This is a genomic window from Nonomuraea sp. NPDC001831 (assembly GCF_042892035.1).
In the GTDB taxonomy this organism is placed as follows: Bacteria; Actinomycetota; Actinomycetes; order Streptosporangiales; family Streptosporangiaceae; genus Nonomuraea.
This window is the reverse complement of the sequence record NZ_JBIATU010000002.1, coordinates 831,191-845,857: the sequence shown is the minus strand read 5'-3', so window position 1 is coordinate 845,857 and position 14,667 is coordinate 831,191. Positions and strand designations below refer to the sequence as shown.

The window sequence follows — 14,667 nt, the reverse complement described above, 5'->3', positions numbered from 1 at the left end:
TCGGCCGGGTTGGTGGCAGCATGTGCGGCATGACCCTTCCCGACCACCATCTGACGCAGGGTGAGCAGCGCGTCCGATCCTTCCATCCCCACTGGAAGCGCCTTGTCGGCCCGTTCTTCGCGCTGATCCTCATCGCCGCGGCAGCGGGTGCGGCGCTCTACTTCTTCCCCACCGCGTGGGGGGAGAGCGTCACCTCCTACGGCAGGATCGCCGTCGTCGTCATCGCCGTGATCCTGCTGACGATCTTCTCGTTCGTGCCCTACCTGCGGTGGAAGAACACGGGCTACGTCCTGACGACCCACCGGTTCACGATCAGCATGGGCGTGCTCAACAAGTCCACCGACGAGATCCCGATGGCCAAGGTCAACACCGTCAGCTCCGACCAGACGTTCATGGAGCGCATGCTCGGCTGCGGCACGCTGACCGTCGAGTCCGCGGGCGAGCGGGGGCAGATCGTCCTGCGCGACATCCCGCGCATCCAGGACGTCCGCATGGACCTGTTCAAGCTGGTCGAGGACGCGTCCGACGGAGAGATCGACGGCCGCTGAGGTTGGCGTAGCCTGCTGATCGTGAACGCCACCCAACCGCCCGGCAGGCCGACCGCCGAGCAGATCGAGCGCACGCTCGTCGGCATGCCGGCCCGCCACACCCGCGCGCAGGTCGCGGCCGGGGCCGGGGTGTCGCAGGAGCTCGCCCAGCGCATCTGGCGGGCGCTCGGCTTCGCCCAGTTCCCCGACGACGCCGTGGCGTTCAGCGACGCCGACGTGGCCGCGCTGCGCCGGGTGCGCAACCTGATCGACGGCGGCCTGCTCGACGAGCAGACCGTCATCCGCATGGCCCGCGCGCTCGGGCAGACCACCGCCAGGCTGGCGCAGTGGCAGGCCGAGATCGTGATCGGCACGATGGTCCCCGACTCGCGCACCGACGCCGACCTGAACGGTGTCCTCGACACGGCCAAGGCCCTCCTGCCCGACTTCGAGCACCTGCTGGTGCACGTCTGGCGGGCCCAGCTCGCCGCCGCCGGCACCCGGCTGCTGGCCGTCGCCGACGACCAGGACGAGCGGGGGCCGGCCCGCGTGTCGATCGCCGTCGGCTTCGCCGACCTGGTCTCCTTCACCCGCCGCTCGCGCGAGCTGGACGAGCGGGCGCTGGCCTCGCTGGTCGAGGGCTTCGAGTCGCGCGCCGCCGACGTGGTGGCCGCGCACGGCGCGCGGCTGGTCAAGACGCTCGGCGACGAGGTGCTGTTCACCGCGCCGGCCCCGGCCCAGGCCGCGGCGATCGCCCTCGACCTCGCCGACAGCCTGGAGCTGCGCATCGGCATGGCGTACGGGCCGGTCGTGCCCATGATGGGCGACGTGTTCGGCACCACCGTCAACCTGGCCGCCCGGCTCACGGCCATCGCCCGGCCGGGCACGATCCTGGTCGACTCCGAGCTGGCCGAGGGCCTGGCCGGAGCGTCGGACGGGGTCGCGGTGCACAAGATCAGGAGGCGGCCCGCAAGAGGGCTCGGCGTGGTCCAGCCCTATGTCTTGCGGAGATCATCCTCCTGACACAAGATGGCTGCCATGCCGTACGAAGTGCAGGGCGTGATCGCCCGCGGTAAGGGCCAGGAAGTTTCGCTGGAGACGGTGGTCGTCCCCGACCCCGGGCCGGGCGAGGCGGTGGTGAACGTGCAGGCCTGCGGGGTCTGCCACACCGACCTGCACTATCGCGAGGGCGGGATCAACGACGACTTCCCCTTCCTGCTGGGCCACGAGGCCGCGGGCACGGTCGAGGCCGTCGGCGAGGGCGTCACCGGGCTCGCGCCCGGCGACTTCGTGATCCTCAACTGGCGCGCGGTGTGCGGCCAGTGCCGGGCCTGCCTGCGCGGCCGGCCCTGGTACTGCTTCGCCACCCACAACGCCACCCAGAAGATGACGCTCAAGGACGGCACCGAGCTGTCGCCCGCGCTCGGCATCGGCGCGTTCCTGGAGAAGACGCTGGTGGCGGCAGGCCAGTGCACGAAGGTGTCGGCCGAGGCGCCGGCCCAGGTCGCGGGCCTGCTGGGGTGCGGCGTGATGGCCGGCATCGGCGCGGCGATCAACACCGGCGGCGTGACGCGCGGCGACAGCGTGGCCGTGATCGGCTGCGGCGGGGTCGGCGACGCGGCGATCCTGGGGGCGTCGCTGGCCGGGGCGTCCCGGATCATCGCCGTCGACGTCGACGACCGCAAGCTGGAGTGGGCCCGCGGGTTCGGCGCGACGCACACCGTCAACTCGCGGGAGAACGACCCGGTCGAGGCGATCCGCGACCTGACCGGCGGGTTCGGCGCCGACGTGGTGATCGAGGCGGTCGGCCGGCCGGAGACGTACGAGCAGGCGTTCTACGCCCGCGACCTGGCCGGCACGGTCGTCCTGGTGGGCGTGCCGACGCCGGAGATGCGGCTGGAGCTGCCGCTGCTCGACGTGTTCGGCCGCGGCGGCGCGCTGAAGTCGTCCTGGTACGGCGACTGCCTGCCCTCGCGGGACTTCCCGATGCTGATCGACCTGTTCCTGCAGAACCGGCTGCCGCTCGACCGGTTCGTCACCGAGACGATCGGGCTCGACCAGGTCGAGGAGGCGTTCGCCAAGATGCACCGCGGCGAGGTGCTGCGCTCGGTGGTGGTGCTCTGATGATCGACCGCGTCATCACCTCCGGCACGTTCTCGCTCGACGGCGGCACGTGGGAGGTCGACAACAACGTCTGGCTGGTCGGCGACGCGCGCGAGGTCGTGATCATCGACGCCGCGCACGACGCCGACGCCATCGCCGCGCGGGCCGGCGGCCGCCGGGTCAAGGCCATCGTGTGCACCCACGCCCACAACGACCACGTCAACGCCGCCGCCCGGCTGGCCGAGCTGACCGGCGCGCCGATCCTGCTGCACCCGGCCGACCAGGTGCTCTGGGAGCAGGTGTACGGGCCGGAGGTGGGGTACACGCCGCTGGCCGACGGCGAGAAGATCACGGTGGGCGGGGTGGCGCTGGAGGTGCTGCACACGCCGGGCCACTCGCCGGGCGCGGTCTGCCTGCACGCTCCCGACGCGGGCGTGCTGTTCAGCGGCGACACGCTGTTCAAGGGCGGGCCGGGGGCCACCGGGCGGTCGTACTCGTCGTTCGACACGATCATCGAGTCGATCGCCGGGCGGCTGCTGTCCCTGCCGCCGGAGACGGTCGTGCACACGGGCCACGGCGACTCCACGTCCATCGGGGCGGAGGCGCCGCACCTGGAGGAGTGGCGGGCGAGGGGCCACTGACCTGCGGGGTCAGGTGAATGTGACGCCTCTAACATAGGCAAGCCTTACCGAAGTGAGCTATCTTAGGTGTGCCTAACCTAAAGGCGTCCCCTTCCTGCTCGCTTGAGAGGCCTGTCCCCGGATGTACGTGTGCATTTGTCGTGCTGTGACCGAGAACGAGGTCCACGACTGCATCGCCTCCGGGGCGAAGAGCGCGAAACAGATTCGCGACACCACTGGGGCGGGTGGGGACTGTGCCCGTTGTGTACGGAAGATCTGTGCGATCCTGAAGCAGTCCGAAGAACTGACGACCGCATAGCCGCACCGCGACGAGGGGCCCGTTCATGCAGGGCGACAAGCAGATCATCGAACTCCTCAACGAACAGCTGACCGCCGAGCTCACGGCGATCAACCAGTACTTCCTGCACGCGAAGATGCAGGAGAACTGGGGATACACCAAGCTGGCCAAGCACACGCGCGACGAGTCCTTCGAGGAGATGCGCCACGCCGAACGGCTGACCGACCGCATCCTGTTCCTCGAAGGGCTGCCCAACTACCAGCGCCTCGGCACGCTGCACATCGGCCAGACCGTGGAGGAGCAGCTCAAGGCCGACCTTGAGGTCGAGCTGGCGGTGGTCGAACGGCTGCGTCCGGCGATCCAGCTGATGAGGGAGAAGGGCGACATCACCTCCGCCCGCATCTTCGAGGACATCCTCGAGGACGAGGAGGAGCACATCGACTACCTCGAGACCGAGCTGGGCCTGATCCGCAGCCTGGGCGAGCAGCTCTACCTCGCCCGCTACGCCGAGCCCAGCTCCGTCGACGACTAGAGCCCCTCGCTCTCTCCGGCCCCGCCGCCCGCCCGGGCAGCGGGGCCGTCGCCTTTCCTGTCGCTCCCGGGCCGCCCGCGGGCCGCCCGCGGCGGCCTGACGGATACTGGGGGAGGCGAGCCCAGGACACCTGTGAGGGAGTGGTCTCCATGCTCTATCTCTTCGGCTTCGAGCGCATAGGCGTGGCCGTCGGCGACCTGTACTTCGTCGACCCCGACCCGGGAGAGCACCAGGAGGGCGCCGAGCACGGCGTGCGCCTGGAGATCCGCAGGCTCGCGCCGGGCGAGCTCAAGGGGTCGATCTACTCGGCCCGTCCGATCGTCGTCGATCAGCTCATCTGGCGGGTCGACCTGCTGGAGTCGGTCGACGGCACGCCGGGCAGCTTCGACCGTACGCACCACCACCCCGGCTCCAGCGGCTGGGAGCCCGACCGGCGGGTGTTCGACGAGGAGCTGTCGGCCGAGCCGTTGAAGTGGCTGGGGGAGCGGCTGGCCGACCTCGACGGCGTGCTGCGGCAGTCGGGCGTCGATCCCGCCGAGGTCGGCCCCGGCGACGCGGCGAGCCTGCGGGAGACCGCCCCCGAGATCGTCGACACCGTCCGCCGCCTGCTCGACCGGGTACGCGCCGGCGAGCTCGGCACGGCGCCGGCCGGCGGCCCGGCCGCCTCCGTTCGGTCGAGCTGGCTCTGAACGGCACGTTCCAGGCATTCCGGCGCCCGGCTCGGGGTATCACGCTCCGGGCGCCGCGCCGGGCGCGACGCGTCCCGAGGATGCGGGCGTACGTGGTGTGATGGGAAAGCCTGGAGCGCTTTGTGTTTTCCCCTCGATAATCGCGGTAATTTAATCACGACTAACCCTTATTTAGCTTCGTTTGCCCAGGTCAATGGATAGGTCAACGACAAGTCAAACCGCGCGCTGTGCCCGGGAAACGATCGCCTAAGGTCCTACGATCGCTTCATGACCTGCGTACTTCTCGCCGAGGATGACACCTCGATCTCCGAGCCACTCGCGCGTGCGCTACGCCGCGAGGGCTATCAGGTAGAGGTGAGCCCCGACGGCCCGCAGGCCCTGGAGAGGGCCCTGTCGGGCGGCATCGACCTCATCGTTCTCGACCTCGGGCTGCCAGAGATGGACGGCCTGGAGGTCGCCCGCCGGATCCGTGCCGAGGGGCACGGCACCCCGGTTCTGATACTCACGGCCCGCGTGGACGAGGTGGACACCGTCGTCGGCCTCGACGCCGGCGCCGACGACTACGTGACCAAGCCGTTCCGGCTGGCCGAGCTGCTCGCCCGGGTGCGCGCGCTGCTGCGCCGCGGCACCTCCGAGACGCCGGTCGTGCAGGGGGTCCGCATCGACGCCGACTCCCGCCGCGCCTGGATGGGGGAGAAGGAGCTGCACCTGACGACCAAGGAGTTCGACCTGCTGCGGGTGCTGGTCCGCGACGCCGGCAAGGTCGTCACCCGGGAGCAGATCATGCGCGAGGTGTGGGACACCAACTGGTGGGGTTCGACCAAGACCCTCGACATGCACATCTCCTGGCTGCGCCGCAAACTCGGCGACGATGCCGCCAAGCCCCGATACATCACGACCGTCCGGGGAGTCGGCTTCCGGTTCGAACGCGAGTAGGCGCATGCGCCGTCGACTGCTCTCCTCCACACTGGTCGTCGCGGTCATCGCGGTCCTGTTGCTGGGGGTCCCCCTGGGCGTCGTGGTCAGCCGTCTGATCGTCGACGAGGCGGCTCAGGAGCTCGGGGCGGAAGCCAAACGTCTCGTGGGCGAGGTCGAGTACGCCCGGGTCCAGGAGACCCCGCTCGACCCGCAACAACTGGAGCAGAAGTATCCGGGCAGGTACATCCAGATCTGGGAACGCGGAACCCCTCTGCGGGTGACCGTCGTCGGCACAGCGCCGGCGTCGGGTCACCTGATGACCGAGGACGCCCAGACCAACACCGGGGTCTACGTCCGGATAAGTCGTGACCGGGATCAGGTCGAGCGCGACGTCCGGGCCAGGCTGCTGCTGATCGTGGCGCTGGCCGTCGCGGCGCTCGCGGTGGCCGTGAGCCTGGCCGTCGTACAGTCGCGCAGACTGACGCTGCCCCTGCAGGACCTGGCGAAGATCGCCGAGCGGCTGGGGTCGGGCGACGCGCGGCCCAGCAAGCACCGCTACGGCATCCCCGAGCTGGACCGTGTGGCCCAGGTGCTCGACCGCAGCGCCACCCGGATCTCCGACCTGCTCACCCGCGAACGCGAGTTCGCCACCGACGCCTCCCATCAGCTCCGCACGCCCCTGACCGGCCTGACCATGCGCCTGGAGGAGATCGTCGCCGCCTCGAACGAGCCGGAGGTCGTCCGGGAGGAGGGCGAGGCGGCCATCGTGCAGGCCGAGCGCCTGACCGCGGTGATCGACGAGCTGCTCGCGGCGGCCCGCCGCCAGCGCCACGCCCAGGCCGAGCCCGTCGCCATCGACGAGGTGCTCATCCAGCAGGTCACCGAGTGGGAGCCGGTCTTCCGCGAGGCGGGCCGCACGCTGCACCTCGACGGCACCCGCGGCCTGAAGGCCATGGCCACCACCGGCGGCTTCGGCCAGGTCATCGCCTCGCTGCTGGAGAACTCCCTGCGCCACGGCGGCGGCACGGTCACCGTCACCAGCACCTGCGGCGACAACTACATCGTGATCGAGGTCGCCGACGAGGGCCCCGGCATCGCCGACGAGATCGCACCCAAGATCTTCGAACGCAACGTCAGCGGGGGCGGCGGCACCGGCCTCGGGCTCACCCTCGCCCGCGCGCTGGCCGCCGCCGACGGCGGACGGCTGGAACTGGTGCGCCGCCGGCCGGCGACGTTCGCCATCTTCCTGCGCCCGGCCGAGGAGGACAGCAGGAACCGCGTGGTCAGCGGTCCTGCCTGATCTCGGGCAGCTCCACCGGGATCGGCTCGGTGGCCTCCAGGAACACCCACTTCTTGTACGACCAGTAGCGGAACAGCGTGCCGAGGCCGACGCCGGCGAAGTTGGCGATGTTCAGGCTCAGGCCGTCGTGCAGGTGGAGGGTGTACTTGGTGAAGCCGATCACCAGCAGGCCGAACAGCAGGGCGACGCCGTTGAGCAGGAAGAACAGGAAGTATTCGCGGCCGAGGCCGCTCTGCTCGCGGTGGCGGAAGGTCCAGAAGCGGTTGCCCAGGTAGGCGAAGGTCGCCGAGAGCGTGGTGGCGAGCACCTTGGAGGTGAGGGGGCCCCACTCGAAGCCGAGCAGGAAGAGGTTGTAGACACCCGTGTCGAGCAGAAAGGCGACGGCCCCGATGCTCCCGAATTTGGCCAGTTCGTGAACCAGGGACTCGAACCGCTGGTAGAGGCGCTTGGCAAACTCCACGTCCGCGCTCGGTCCTTTCCCTCGTCGAGACTGACCACCTCAGCGTACCGGCGATGTCGGACGGCCGGTGTCAGGGGGCCGAACATGCCCCGCAAAGACCACTTCTAGAAATATCGTCTTATGGGCGGCATTTCTGAAAGATCGGCATTACGCTGCCGTTCAGATCGCGGGCCCGCCCGCGATGTCGGACCTGCCGCTCCAGACGGCCGCCCTCCCGGGAGCCACCTGTGCCGCTTCGACTGCTCGCGTTGATCCTGGCCCTGCTCACCGCGGGCTGTGGCGCGACCGGCGGCGCCCCCGTGCTCCAGGAGGACCGCACGCCTGCCCCGGCAGCCGCGCCACGGGTCGACCCGGCGACCGCCGAGCAGGCGTTCTCGCTGCTCAGGCAGCTCGAGGGGGCCTGGCAGCGGCGGGACTGCGCCGCCGTACGGGAGCTGACCACGTGGGCGGAGCGGACGCTGGACGGCCGTGCCTGCCAGGCGACCCGGAACGGCCGTCCAGCCCGTCCCGCCGACCCCGTCTACGTGCTGCCCGACGCGGGCGACTGGTTCGCCGCGCTGGCCCGCGAGCCCTCGCCCGCGTACTACCTGTTCTTCCTGGAGGACGGCCGCTGGCGGCTGGGCGCGGGCCCGGTCCCGGTGCCCGGCGAGCCGGCGCGGGAGGCCGCCGAGGCGCCGGAGTCGCTGGTCAGGCAGGCCCGGCTGGTGCCGCAGCGGCATCTGACGTACCTCACCGACCCGGCCGGGGTGGCGGGCGAACGTTTCCCGGCGGGGGATCCGCTGCGCGGGCTGCTCAAGGAGGTCACCGCGAACCGCGCCGACGTCGAGCTGTTCGGCACGCGCACCCTCGCGATCCCGGTGGCCGCGGGTTCCGTCCTGGTGTTCGACGCCCTGCGGCTGGCGTACCAAGGTGGGCGCACGGAGCTGGTGGTGATGGCCAGCCTGGTGGGCACGGGCAGCCGGATCAGGACGCTCGGGCTGCGCCGGGCACGCGCGAGTTGACAACGGCGAGGCAGTCGTTCCGTCCCGGTAAGCTCACCTCACGTGAGTTCCTACAGTCCCATCGGGCCGGTCGTCGGCATCGTCGGCGCCGGTCAGCTCGCCCGGATGACGCAGCCGCCGGCCATCGCGCTCGGGATCGAGCTGCGGGTGCTGGCCGCCGCCCCCGGCGAGAGCGCCGCACGAGTGATCGTCGACACCCACGTCGGAGACTACCGCGATCTGGCCGACCTGCGGGCGTTCGCCCAGGGCTGCGACGCGATCACGTTCGACCACGAGCACGTGCCCACCGAGCACATCAAAGCCCTGATCGCCGACGGCCACGCCGTGCACCCGGGCGCCGACGCGCTCGTGCACGCCCAGGACAAGGCCGTCATGCGCGAACGGCTGACCGCCATCGGCGTGCCCTGCCCGGCCTGGGCCCGGGTCGCCTCGGCGGCGGACGTCGCGGCGTTCGCCGACGAGCACGGCTGGCCGGTCGTGCTGAAATCGGTGCGCGGCGGCTACGACGGGCGCGGCGTGTGGGTCTGCCGCACCCCCGACGACGTGGCCGAGGCGTTCGCCACCGGCGTCGAGCTGATGGCCGAGGCGTTCGTGCCGTTCGAGCGGGAGCTCGCGGTGCTGGTGGCGCGCTCGCCCCACGGGCAGGGCGTCAGCTACCCGGTCGTGGAGACCGTGCAGCAGGACGGCATCTGCGTCGAGGTGCTCGCCCCCGCCCCCGGCATGGACCCGGAGGAGGCCGCCGTCGCCCAGCGCATCGGCCTGAAGATCGCCCACGAGCTGGGCGTGACCGGGCTGCTGGCGGTGGAGCTGTTCCAGACCGCCGACGGCCTCGTGGTGAACGAGCTGGCCATGCGCCCCCACAACAGCGGCCACTGGACGATCGAGGGCTCCACCACGTCCCAGTTCGAGCAGCACCTGCGGGCCGTGCTCGACCTGCCGCTCGGCTCGCCCGCGATGACCGCCCCGGTCGTCGTCATGGCCAACCTGCTGGGCGGCGACGACCCCGACCTGTTCAAGCGCTACGAGCACGTGCTGGCCCACGACCCCGGCATCAAGCTGCACTTCTACGGCAAGGAAGTGCGTCCGGGGCGCAAGATCGGCCACGTCACGGCCCTGGGCGCCGACCTCGACAAGGTCCGCGCCCGCGCCCGCCACGCCGCCGTCTACCTCATGACCGGGGAGTACGCATGACAGACGGAGGCGGCGTGAAGATCGGGATCGTCATGGGGTCGGATTCCGACTGGCCCGTGATGAAGGCCGCGGCCGAGGCCGTGGCGGAGTTCGGGGTGTCGTTCGAGGCCGACGTCGTCTCGGCCCACCGCATGCCGGTCGAGATGATCGAATACGGCCGGCAGGCGGCCTCCCGCGGCATCCGGGTGATCATCGCGGGCGCCGGCGGGGCGGCGCACCTGCCCGGCATGCTGGCCTCGGTGACGCCGCTGCCGGTGATCGGGGTGCCGGTGCCGCTGAAGTACCTCGACGGGATGGACTCCCTGCTGTCGATCGTCCAGATGCCGGCCGGGGTGCCGGTGGCCACGGTGGCGGTCGGGGGCGCGCGCAACGCGGGGCTGCTGGCCGTCCGCATCCTGGGGGCGTCCGACGCCGGGCTGCGTGAGCGCATGGAGGAGTTCCAGGGGCGTCTCAAGGAGCAGGCGTACGCCAAGGGTGAGAAGCTGCGCGCGGAGGCCGCGGGGCTCTGAGCAGGCAACTCAGGGCCGTTCAGGGGCCAATGGTGTCTTTCCGGGCGCCTGGTCGGCTCTTTCCCGGGCGCCCGGGTTGCCCGTCGTGAGGGGTTCCGGGCGTCCGTTCCCGCGGTGAGGGTTCCGGGCGCCCGGTTCCCCGCGGTGAGGGTTCCGGGCGCCCGGTTCCCCGTGGTGCGGGGGCCCGGGCGCGCGGAGAGGTGTCGCGGCGGGGTTACGGGCGGCCGAGTGCCCGGTAGTGCCAACCGGCCGAGCGCCACACCTCGGAGTTGAGCGCGTTGCGGCCGTCGACGATGCGCCGGGTCGCGACCACCGCGCCCAGCTCCTCCGGATCGAGCTCCAGGAACTCTTTCCACTCCGTCAGCAGCAGCACCACGTGCGCCCCGCGGACCGCCTCGACGGCCGACTCGCCGTAGTTCAGCTCCGGGTGAGCCTTACGAGCGTTGTCGAGCGCGATCGGGTCGTAGACGGTGACCTGTCCGCCCTGGTGGCCGATCGTCACGGCGACGTCCAGGGCGGGGGAGTCGCGAATGTCGTCCGAGTTCGGCTTGAAGGCCGCGCCCAGCACGCCGACCGTGCACCCGTGGAACGAGCCGCCCGCCAGCTCCCTGGCCAGGTCGACCATGCGGGCGCGGCGGCGCATGTTGATCGCGTCGACCTCGCGCAGGAACGTCAGCGCCTGGTCGGCGCCCAGCTCGCCGGCCCGTGCCATGAAGGCCCTGATGTCCTTGGGCAGGCAGCCGCCGCCGAAGCCGAGCCCGGCGTTGAGGAAGCGCCCGCCGATGCGGTCGTCGTACGACAGCGCCTCGGACAGCTGCTTGACGTCGGCGTGCGCGGCCTCGCAGACCTCGGCCATGGCGTTGATGAAGGAGATCTTGGTGGCGAGGAAGGCGTTGGCCGCCGTCTTGACCAGCTCCGACGTCGCGAAGTCGGTCACCACGAAGGGGACCTCCCCGAGCGGCGCGTACACGTCGCGCAGCACCTTCTCGGCCCGCTCGGAGCGCACGCCGAGCACGATGCGGTCGGGGTGGAGGGTGTCCTCCACCGCGAAGCCCTCGCGCAGGAACTCGGGGTTCCACGCCAGCTCGACGCCGACGCCCGCCGGCGACAGGCGGGCGAGCTTGTCGGCCATGCGCTCGGCGGTGCCGACCGGCACGGTGGACTTGCCGACGACCAGGCACTCGCGGTCGAGAAGCGGCGCGAGCGACTCGATGGCGCTGTCCATGTACGACACGTCCGCGGCGTACTCGCCCTTCTTCTGCGGGGTGCCGACGCAGACGAAGTGCACGTCGCCGAAGGCCGCGACCTCTTCGTAGGAGCTGGTGAAGCGAAGACGTCCGGAGTCGAGCCCACGGCGGAGCACGGGTTCCAGCCCGGGCTCGTGGATGGGGAGCTCACCGTCGTTCAGCCGGCGGATCTTGTCCGCGTCAATGTCGAGGCCAAGGACTTCGAATCCGAGATCCGCCATGCAGGCCGCATGCGTGATGCCCAGGTATCCGGTCCCGATCACCGTGAGGCGATATGGCACGAGCGAGCTCCTTTCGATCGCCAGGCATGCTACCGGCCTTCGCTACCTCCTTCGTGCCACCTGCGTCTGTTCGCAAACCGTACTAGCTGGTAACAAAGTGCTCGGACGTCCTAGTATCTAGGCATGAGCTTCCCTCTCTATGCGCCCGCCGAAGAGCACGACATGCTCAGGGAGACGGTCCGCGCCCTGGCCGACGAGAAGATTGCGCCGCAGGCCGCGGCCGCCGACGAGTCCGAAGAGTTCCCTTGGGACGTCTACAAGGCCCTCGTCGCCGCCGACCTGCACGCCGTGCACGTTCCCGAGGAGTACGGGGGCGCCGGGGCGGACGCGCTGGCCGCGGTGATCGTCATCGAGGAGGTCGCGCGGGCCTGCGCGTCGTCCTCGCTCATCCCGGCCGTGAACAAGCTGGGCACCGTGCCGCTCCTGCTCTCGGCGTCCGAGGAGCTCAAGCAGCGGTACCTGGCGCCGGTGGCGAGGGGCGAGGCCATGTTCTCGTACGCGCTGTCCGAGCCGGAGGCGGGCTCCGACGCCGCCGCCATGAAGACCCGCGCGGTCCTCGACGGCGACCACTACGTGCTCAACGGCACCAAGATGTGGATCACCAACGCCGGCGTCTCCGAGTACTACACCCTGATGGCCGTGACGGACCCGTCCGCCGGGGCCCGCGGCATCTCCGCCTTCGTGGTGGAGAAGTCCGACGAAGGGGTCTCCTTCGGGCCGAAGGAGAAGAAGCTCGGCATCAAGGCCTCGCCGACCCGCCAGGTGATCCTGGAGAACGTCCGCATCCCGGCGTCCCGCATGATCGGCGAGCCCGGCACCGGCTTCAAGACGGCCCTCGCCACCCTCGACCACACCCGCGTCACCATCGCCGCCCAGGCGCTGGGCATCGCCCAGGGCGCCCTCGACTACGCGATCGGCTACGTCAAGGAGCGCAAGCAGTTCGGCCGTCCGATCGGCGACTTCCAGGGCCTGCAGTTCATGATCGCCGACATGGCGATGAAGCTGGAGGCGGCCAGGCAGCTGACCTACCGCGCCGCCGCCAAGAGCGAGCTGGCGATGCACGGCCAGCCGCAGAAGGACCTGACGTTCCTGTCGAGCGCCGCCAAGTGCGCCGCCTCGGACGCCGCCATGGAGATCACCACGGACGCGGTCCAGCTCCTGGGCGGGTACGGGTACACGAAGGACTTCCCGGTGGAACGCATGATGCGCGACGCCAAGATCACCCAGATCTACGAGGGCACCAACCAGATCCAGCGCATGGTGATGGCCAGGCAGCTCCTCAAGTAGGCATCCGAGGCGTGAGGCTCAGAAGCGCGGTCTTCACGATAAAGGCGCTTCGTGCACGGCGTTCAGGCTGTTCACCTTGGGCGGCGCAGCCTCCCGAGGTGAACAAGCCGCTCTCGCCGATGCGTCAGATTGGAAGCCGCCGCCGACGTCCGCTGTCTCGCGTTCGGGTGGTCCGGGATTGCAGTAGCCGGCTCACTGAGGTGTCGTCGACCATGTCCGGATGCGGACTGAGGAGTCTCTTCTCGCCATTTCGTGTTGGTCAGACGAAGCCTTCGGCGATGAGACGGGTGCCGTGTTCGTCGATGAGGTGCCGCTGGCCCGAGCCGCCGACGACGCGGCACCAGCTTTCCACGGTCAGCCGGGTTCGCTCCAGTCGGTAGCTGAAGCCGCCGTACATGCCGGGGACGGCGAACCAGCAGGCCGGGTGACGTTGCTCGGTCAAAGGTTCCAGTTCTGGAAGGCGTAGCTGGTGCTCGGTGACCAGGTCGCCGGCGCGTTCGTGGATCAGCGCGTGGAAGTGGCGCTGGATCGATCCCAGAATTTCGGCCGGCAGGTGGTGGCGGATGACCGGGGTGAGTGGCGTCAGGAGGTGGTGGTGTCCCCGGCGGGTGGCGATATCGATCGCCCGTTCTCCTTCAGCCGTGCGCAGCGTGCGCCAGGCGCCGCGGGCGATCAGCCGGTGCACGACGCTGACGTCGGCGCCGTGCCAGGCGGCCTGGTGGAGCGGGGTGTATCCGCTGGTGCCGCCGATCCTGCCGCCGTTGACCCATTCGGCATGGCCTTCGAGCAGCTTGAAGACTGTGGGCCAGGTGCCGTTACGTGCGGCGTCGGCCAGTTCGTCACGTCCTTTGAGCAGATGGTCCTTGTAGCTCGACCGCAGAATGACGCCGTCCCACCTCGAAGCCTTGTCCTGTTCCATGCAGCCCCTGTCCGCTCGGTCACGGCGACACACCAAGGTACGTCACGACGCGTCTAGGCTGGAGCTGCTTCTGAGGAGGTGGCTAGGGTGACGTTGACCGAGGTGATGGCCGAGCTGGCCGCGCTGGAGGATCCCAAGGCGCGCGAGGTGAACGAGAGACACGGCGACGATCACGGCGTGAACCTCGGCAAGCTGCGCGCCCTCGCCAAGCGGCTGAAGACGCAGCAGGAACTCGCCCGCGGCCTCTGGGAGACGGGCGACACCGCGGCGAGGTTGCTGGCGACGCTGGTCTGCCGTCCGAAGGCGTTCGAGCGGGACGAACTGGACGCCATGGTGCGCCAGGCGCGTACGCCCAAGGTGCGCGACTGGCTCGTGAACTACGTGGTGAAGAAGAGTCCGTACGCCGAAGAGCTGCGGGTCGCCTGGTCGGCCGATCCCGATCCGCTGGTCGCGAGCGCCGGGTGGGCGTTGACCGTCGAACGCGTGGCGAAGAAGCCTGAAGGGCTCGACCTGGTGAGGCTGCTCGACGTCATCGAGGCGGAGATGAAGGACGCCCCCGACCGCCTGCAGTGGGAGATGAACAACTGCCTGGCTCACATCGGGATCGAGCACGCCGAGCACCGCGCCCGTGCGATCGACATCGGTGAGCGCCTGGAGGTGCTCAAGGACTATCCGACGTCCCCGGGGTGCACGTCGCCGTTCGCGCCGGTGTGGATCGCGGAGATGGTACGCCGGGAGCAGGGCGGCACGGCGGCTCCCTAGACGGTGGGCCTGATGGTCGGGTG

17 protein-coding genes are annotated in these 14,667 nt (G+C 70.2%); 14 read left to right on the top strand and 3 right to left on the bottom strand.

From position 1 onward, the window contains the following. Positions 1 to 29: 29 nt before the first annotated feature. The 9 genes from ACFYYW_RS09435 to ACFYYW_RS09395 all read left to right on the top strand — a co-directional run bounded on the left by ACFYYW_RS09435 (position 30) and on the right by ACFYYW_RS09395 (position 6,987). The gene (locus tag ACFYYW_RS09435) at positions 30 to 548 is read left to right on the top strand and encodes a PH domain-containing protein (protein WP_352321630.1); all 519 of its coding nucleotides are present in this window, start codon (positions 30 to 32) and stop codon (positions 546 to 548) included. A 21-nt stretch (positions 549 to 569) separates the two neighbouring features. Continuing rightward, positions 570 to 1,550, top strand: a complete 981-nt coding sequence (locus tag ACFYYW_RS09430) for an adenylate/guanylate cyclase domain-containing protein (protein ID WP_387646824.1) — start codon at positions 570 to 572, stop codon at positions 1,548 to 1,550. 15 nt (positions 1,551 to 1,565) lie between these two features. After that, positions 1,566 to 2,651 (top strand): S-(hydroxymethyl)mycothiol dehydrogenase, encoded by a 1,086-nt coding sequence (locus tag ACFYYW_RS09425; RefSeq protein WP_352361822.1) that lies wholly within the window; start codon positions 1,566 to 1,568, stop codon positions 2,649 to 2,651. Beyond that, entirely contained in the window at positions 2,651 to 3,271 is a 621-nt protein-coding gene (locus tag ACFYYW_RS09420) for an MBL fold metallo-hydrolase (RefSeq protein ID WP_387646822.1), read from the top strand. The genes ACFYYW_RS09425 and ACFYYW_RS09420 overlap by 1 nt, the downstream gene beginning before the upstream one ends. A 121-nt stretch (positions 3,272 to 3,392) precedes the next feature. Continuing rightward, positions 3,393 to 3,569: a bacterioferritin-associated ferredoxin gene (locus ACFYYW_RS09415; protein ID WP_125632481.1), complete on the top strand. Its 177-nt coding sequence runs from the start codon at positions 3,393 to 3,395 to the stop codon at positions 3,567 to 3,569. Positions 3,570 to 3,594: 25 nt separating this feature from the next. Continuing rightward, on the top strand, positions 3,595 to 4,080 hold the full coding sequence (gene bfr / locus ACFYYW_RS09410) for a bacterioferritin (protein WP_387646819.1): 486 nt from the start codon (positions 3,595 to 3,597) through the stop codon (positions 4,078 to 4,080). Between the two features lie 149 nt (positions 4,081 to 4,229). Further along, positions 4,230 to 4,769, top strand: a complete 540-nt coding sequence (locus ACFYYW_RS09405) for a hypothetical protein (protein WP_352321622.1) — start codon at positions 4,230 to 4,232, stop codon at positions 4,767 to 4,769. Positions 4,770 to 5,036: 267 nt separating this feature from the next. Continuing rightward, complete coding sequence (locus ACFYYW_RS09400; RefSeq protein WP_043620820.1) at positions 5,037 to 5,705, top strand: response regulator transcription factor; 669 nt, start codon at positions 5,037 to 5,039, stop codon at positions 5,703 to 5,705. A 4-nt stretch (positions 5,706 to 5,709) separates the two neighbouring features. After that, entirely contained in the window at positions 5,710 to 6,987 is a 1,278-nt protein-coding gene (locus tag ACFYYW_RS09395) for an ATP-binding protein (RefSeq protein ID WP_352321619.1), read from the top strand. Here the strand turns inward: ACFYYW_RS09395 and ACFYYW_RS09390 are convergent. Further along, positions 6,971 to 7,447 carry a GtrA family protein gene (locus ACFYYW_RS09390; RefSeq protein ID WP_352321617.1) on the bottom strand — a complete coding sequence of 159 codons (477 nt, stop codon included), beginning with the start codon at positions 7,445 to 7,447 and terminating at the stop codon, positions 6,971 to 6,973. The genes ACFYYW_RS09395 and ACFYYW_RS09390 overlap by 17 nt on opposite strands. 227 nt (positions 7,448 to 7,674) lie before the next feature. On the opposite strand from ACFYYW_RS09390, the gene ACFYYW_RS09385 reads away from it, so the two are divergent. Genes ACFYYW_RS09385 through purE form a run of 3 tightly spaced genes read left to right on the top strand, consistent with a single transcriptional unit; the run spans position 7,675 to position 10,148 of the window. Continuing rightward, positions 7,675 to 8,448 (top strand): hypothetical protein, encoded by a 774-nt coding sequence (locus ACFYYW_RS09385; protein WP_387646816.1) that lies wholly within the window; start codon positions 7,675 to 7,677, stop codon positions 8,446 to 8,448. A gap of 42 nt (positions 8,449 to 8,490) precedes the next feature. Beyond that, a complete protein-coding gene (locus ACFYYW_RS09380; RefSeq protein ID WP_352321613.1) occupies positions 8,491 to 9,639 on the top strand; it encodes a 5-(carboxyamino)imidazole ribonucleotide synthase in 1,149 nt (382 codons plus the stop codon). After that, positions 9,636 to 10,148: a 5-(carboxyamino)imidazole ribonucleotide mutase gene (gene purE, locus ACFYYW_RS09375; RefSeq protein WP_352321612.1), complete on the top strand. Its 513-nt coding sequence runs from the start codon at positions 9,636 to 9,638 to the stop codon at positions 10,146 to 10,148. The genes ACFYYW_RS09380 and purE overlap by 4 nt, the downstream gene beginning before the upstream one ends. Positions 10,149 to 10,362: 214 nt before the next feature. Here purE and ACFYYW_RS09370 read toward each other — a convergent pair whose 3' ends face one another. Beyond that, positions 10,363 to 11,676, bottom strand: a complete 1,314-nt coding sequence (locus ACFYYW_RS09370; protein WP_352321611.1) for a UDP-glucose/GDP-mannose dehydrogenase family protein — start codon at positions 11,674 to 11,676, stop codon at positions 10,363 to 10,365. A gap of 123 nt (positions 11,677 to 11,799) precedes the next feature. Between ACFYYW_RS09370 and ACFYYW_RS09365 the strand changes: the two genes are divergently transcribed. Then, complete coding sequence (locus ACFYYW_RS09365; RefSeq protein ID WP_352321609.1) at positions 11,800 to 12,963, top strand: acyl-CoA dehydrogenase family protein; 1,164 nt, start codon at positions 11,800 to 11,802, stop codon at positions 12,961 to 12,963. 259 nt (positions 12,964 to 13,222) lie between these two features. Here the strand turns inward: ACFYYW_RS09365 and ACFYYW_RS09360 are convergent, their stop codons facing one another. Next, positions 13,223 to 13,882 carry a hypothetical protein gene (locus ACFYYW_RS09360; RefSeq protein WP_387646811.1) on the bottom strand — a complete coding sequence of 220 codons (660 nt, stop codon included), beginning with the start codon at positions 13,880 to 13,882 and terminating at the stop codon, positions 13,223 to 13,225. A gap of 105 nt (positions 13,883 to 13,987) precedes the next feature. Between ACFYYW_RS09360 and ACFYYW_RS09355 the strand changes: the two genes are divergently transcribed. After that, complete coding sequence (locus ACFYYW_RS09355) at positions 13,988 to 14,644, top strand: DNA alkylation repair protein (protein ID WP_387647295.1); 657 nt, start codon at positions 13,988 to 13,990, stop codon at positions 14,642 to 14,644. The last annotated feature ends 23 nt before the right edge of the window (positions 14,645 to 14,667 follow it).

Excerpts from the sequence above, each read along its gene's own strand:
- ACFYYW_RS09435 (WP_352321630.1), top strand. The coding sequence starts at position 30 with ATGACCCTTCCCGACCACCATCTGACGCAGGGTGAGCAGCGCGTCCGA.
- ACFYYW_RS09420 (WP_387646822.1), top strand. The coding sequence starts at position 2,651 with ATGATCGACCGCGTCATCACCTCCGGCACGTTCTCGCTCGACGGCGGC.
- ACFYYW_RS09365 (WP_352321609.1), top strand. The coding sequence starts at position 11,800 with ATGAGCTTCCCTCTCTATGCGCCCGCCGAAGAGCACGACATGCTCAGG.
- bfr (WP_387646819.1), top strand. The coding sequence starts at position 3,595 with ATGCAGGGCGACAAGCAGATCATCGAACTCCTCAACGAACAGCTGACC.
- ACFYYW_RS09425 (WP_352361822.1), top strand. The coding sequence starts at position 1,566 with ATGCCGTACGAAGTGCAGGGCGTGATCGCCCGCGGTAAGGGCCAGGAA.
- purE (WP_352321612.1), top strand. The coding sequence starts at position 9,636 with ATGACAGACGGAGGCGGCGTGAAGATCGGGATCGTCATGGGGTCGGAT.
- ACFYYW_RS09400 (WP_043620820.1), top strand. The coding sequence starts at position 5,037 with ATGACCTGCGTACTTCTCGCCGAGGATGACACCTCGATCTCCGAGCCA.
- ACFYYW_RS09395 (WP_352321619.1), top strand. The coding sequence starts at position 5,710 with ATGCGCCGTCGACTGCTCTCCTCCACACTGGTCGTCGCGGTCATCGCG.
- ACFYYW_RS09360 (WP_387646811.1), bottom strand. The coding sequence starts at position 13,882 with ATGGAACAGGACAAGGCTTCGAGGTGGGACGGCGTCATTCTGCGGTCG.
- ACFYYW_RS09405 (WP_352321622.1), top strand. The coding sequence starts at position 4,230 with ATGCTCTATCTCTTCGGCTTCGAGCGCATAGGCGTGGCCGTCGGCGAC.
- ACFYYW_RS09355 (WP_387647295.1), top strand. The coding sequence starts at position 13,988 with ATGGCCGAGCTGGCCGCGCTGGAGGATCCCAAGGCGCGCGAGGTGAAC.
- ACFYYW_RS09415 (WP_125632481.1), top strand. The coding sequence starts at position 3,393 with ATGTACGTGTGCATTTGTCGTGCTGTGACCGAGAACGAGGTCCACGAC.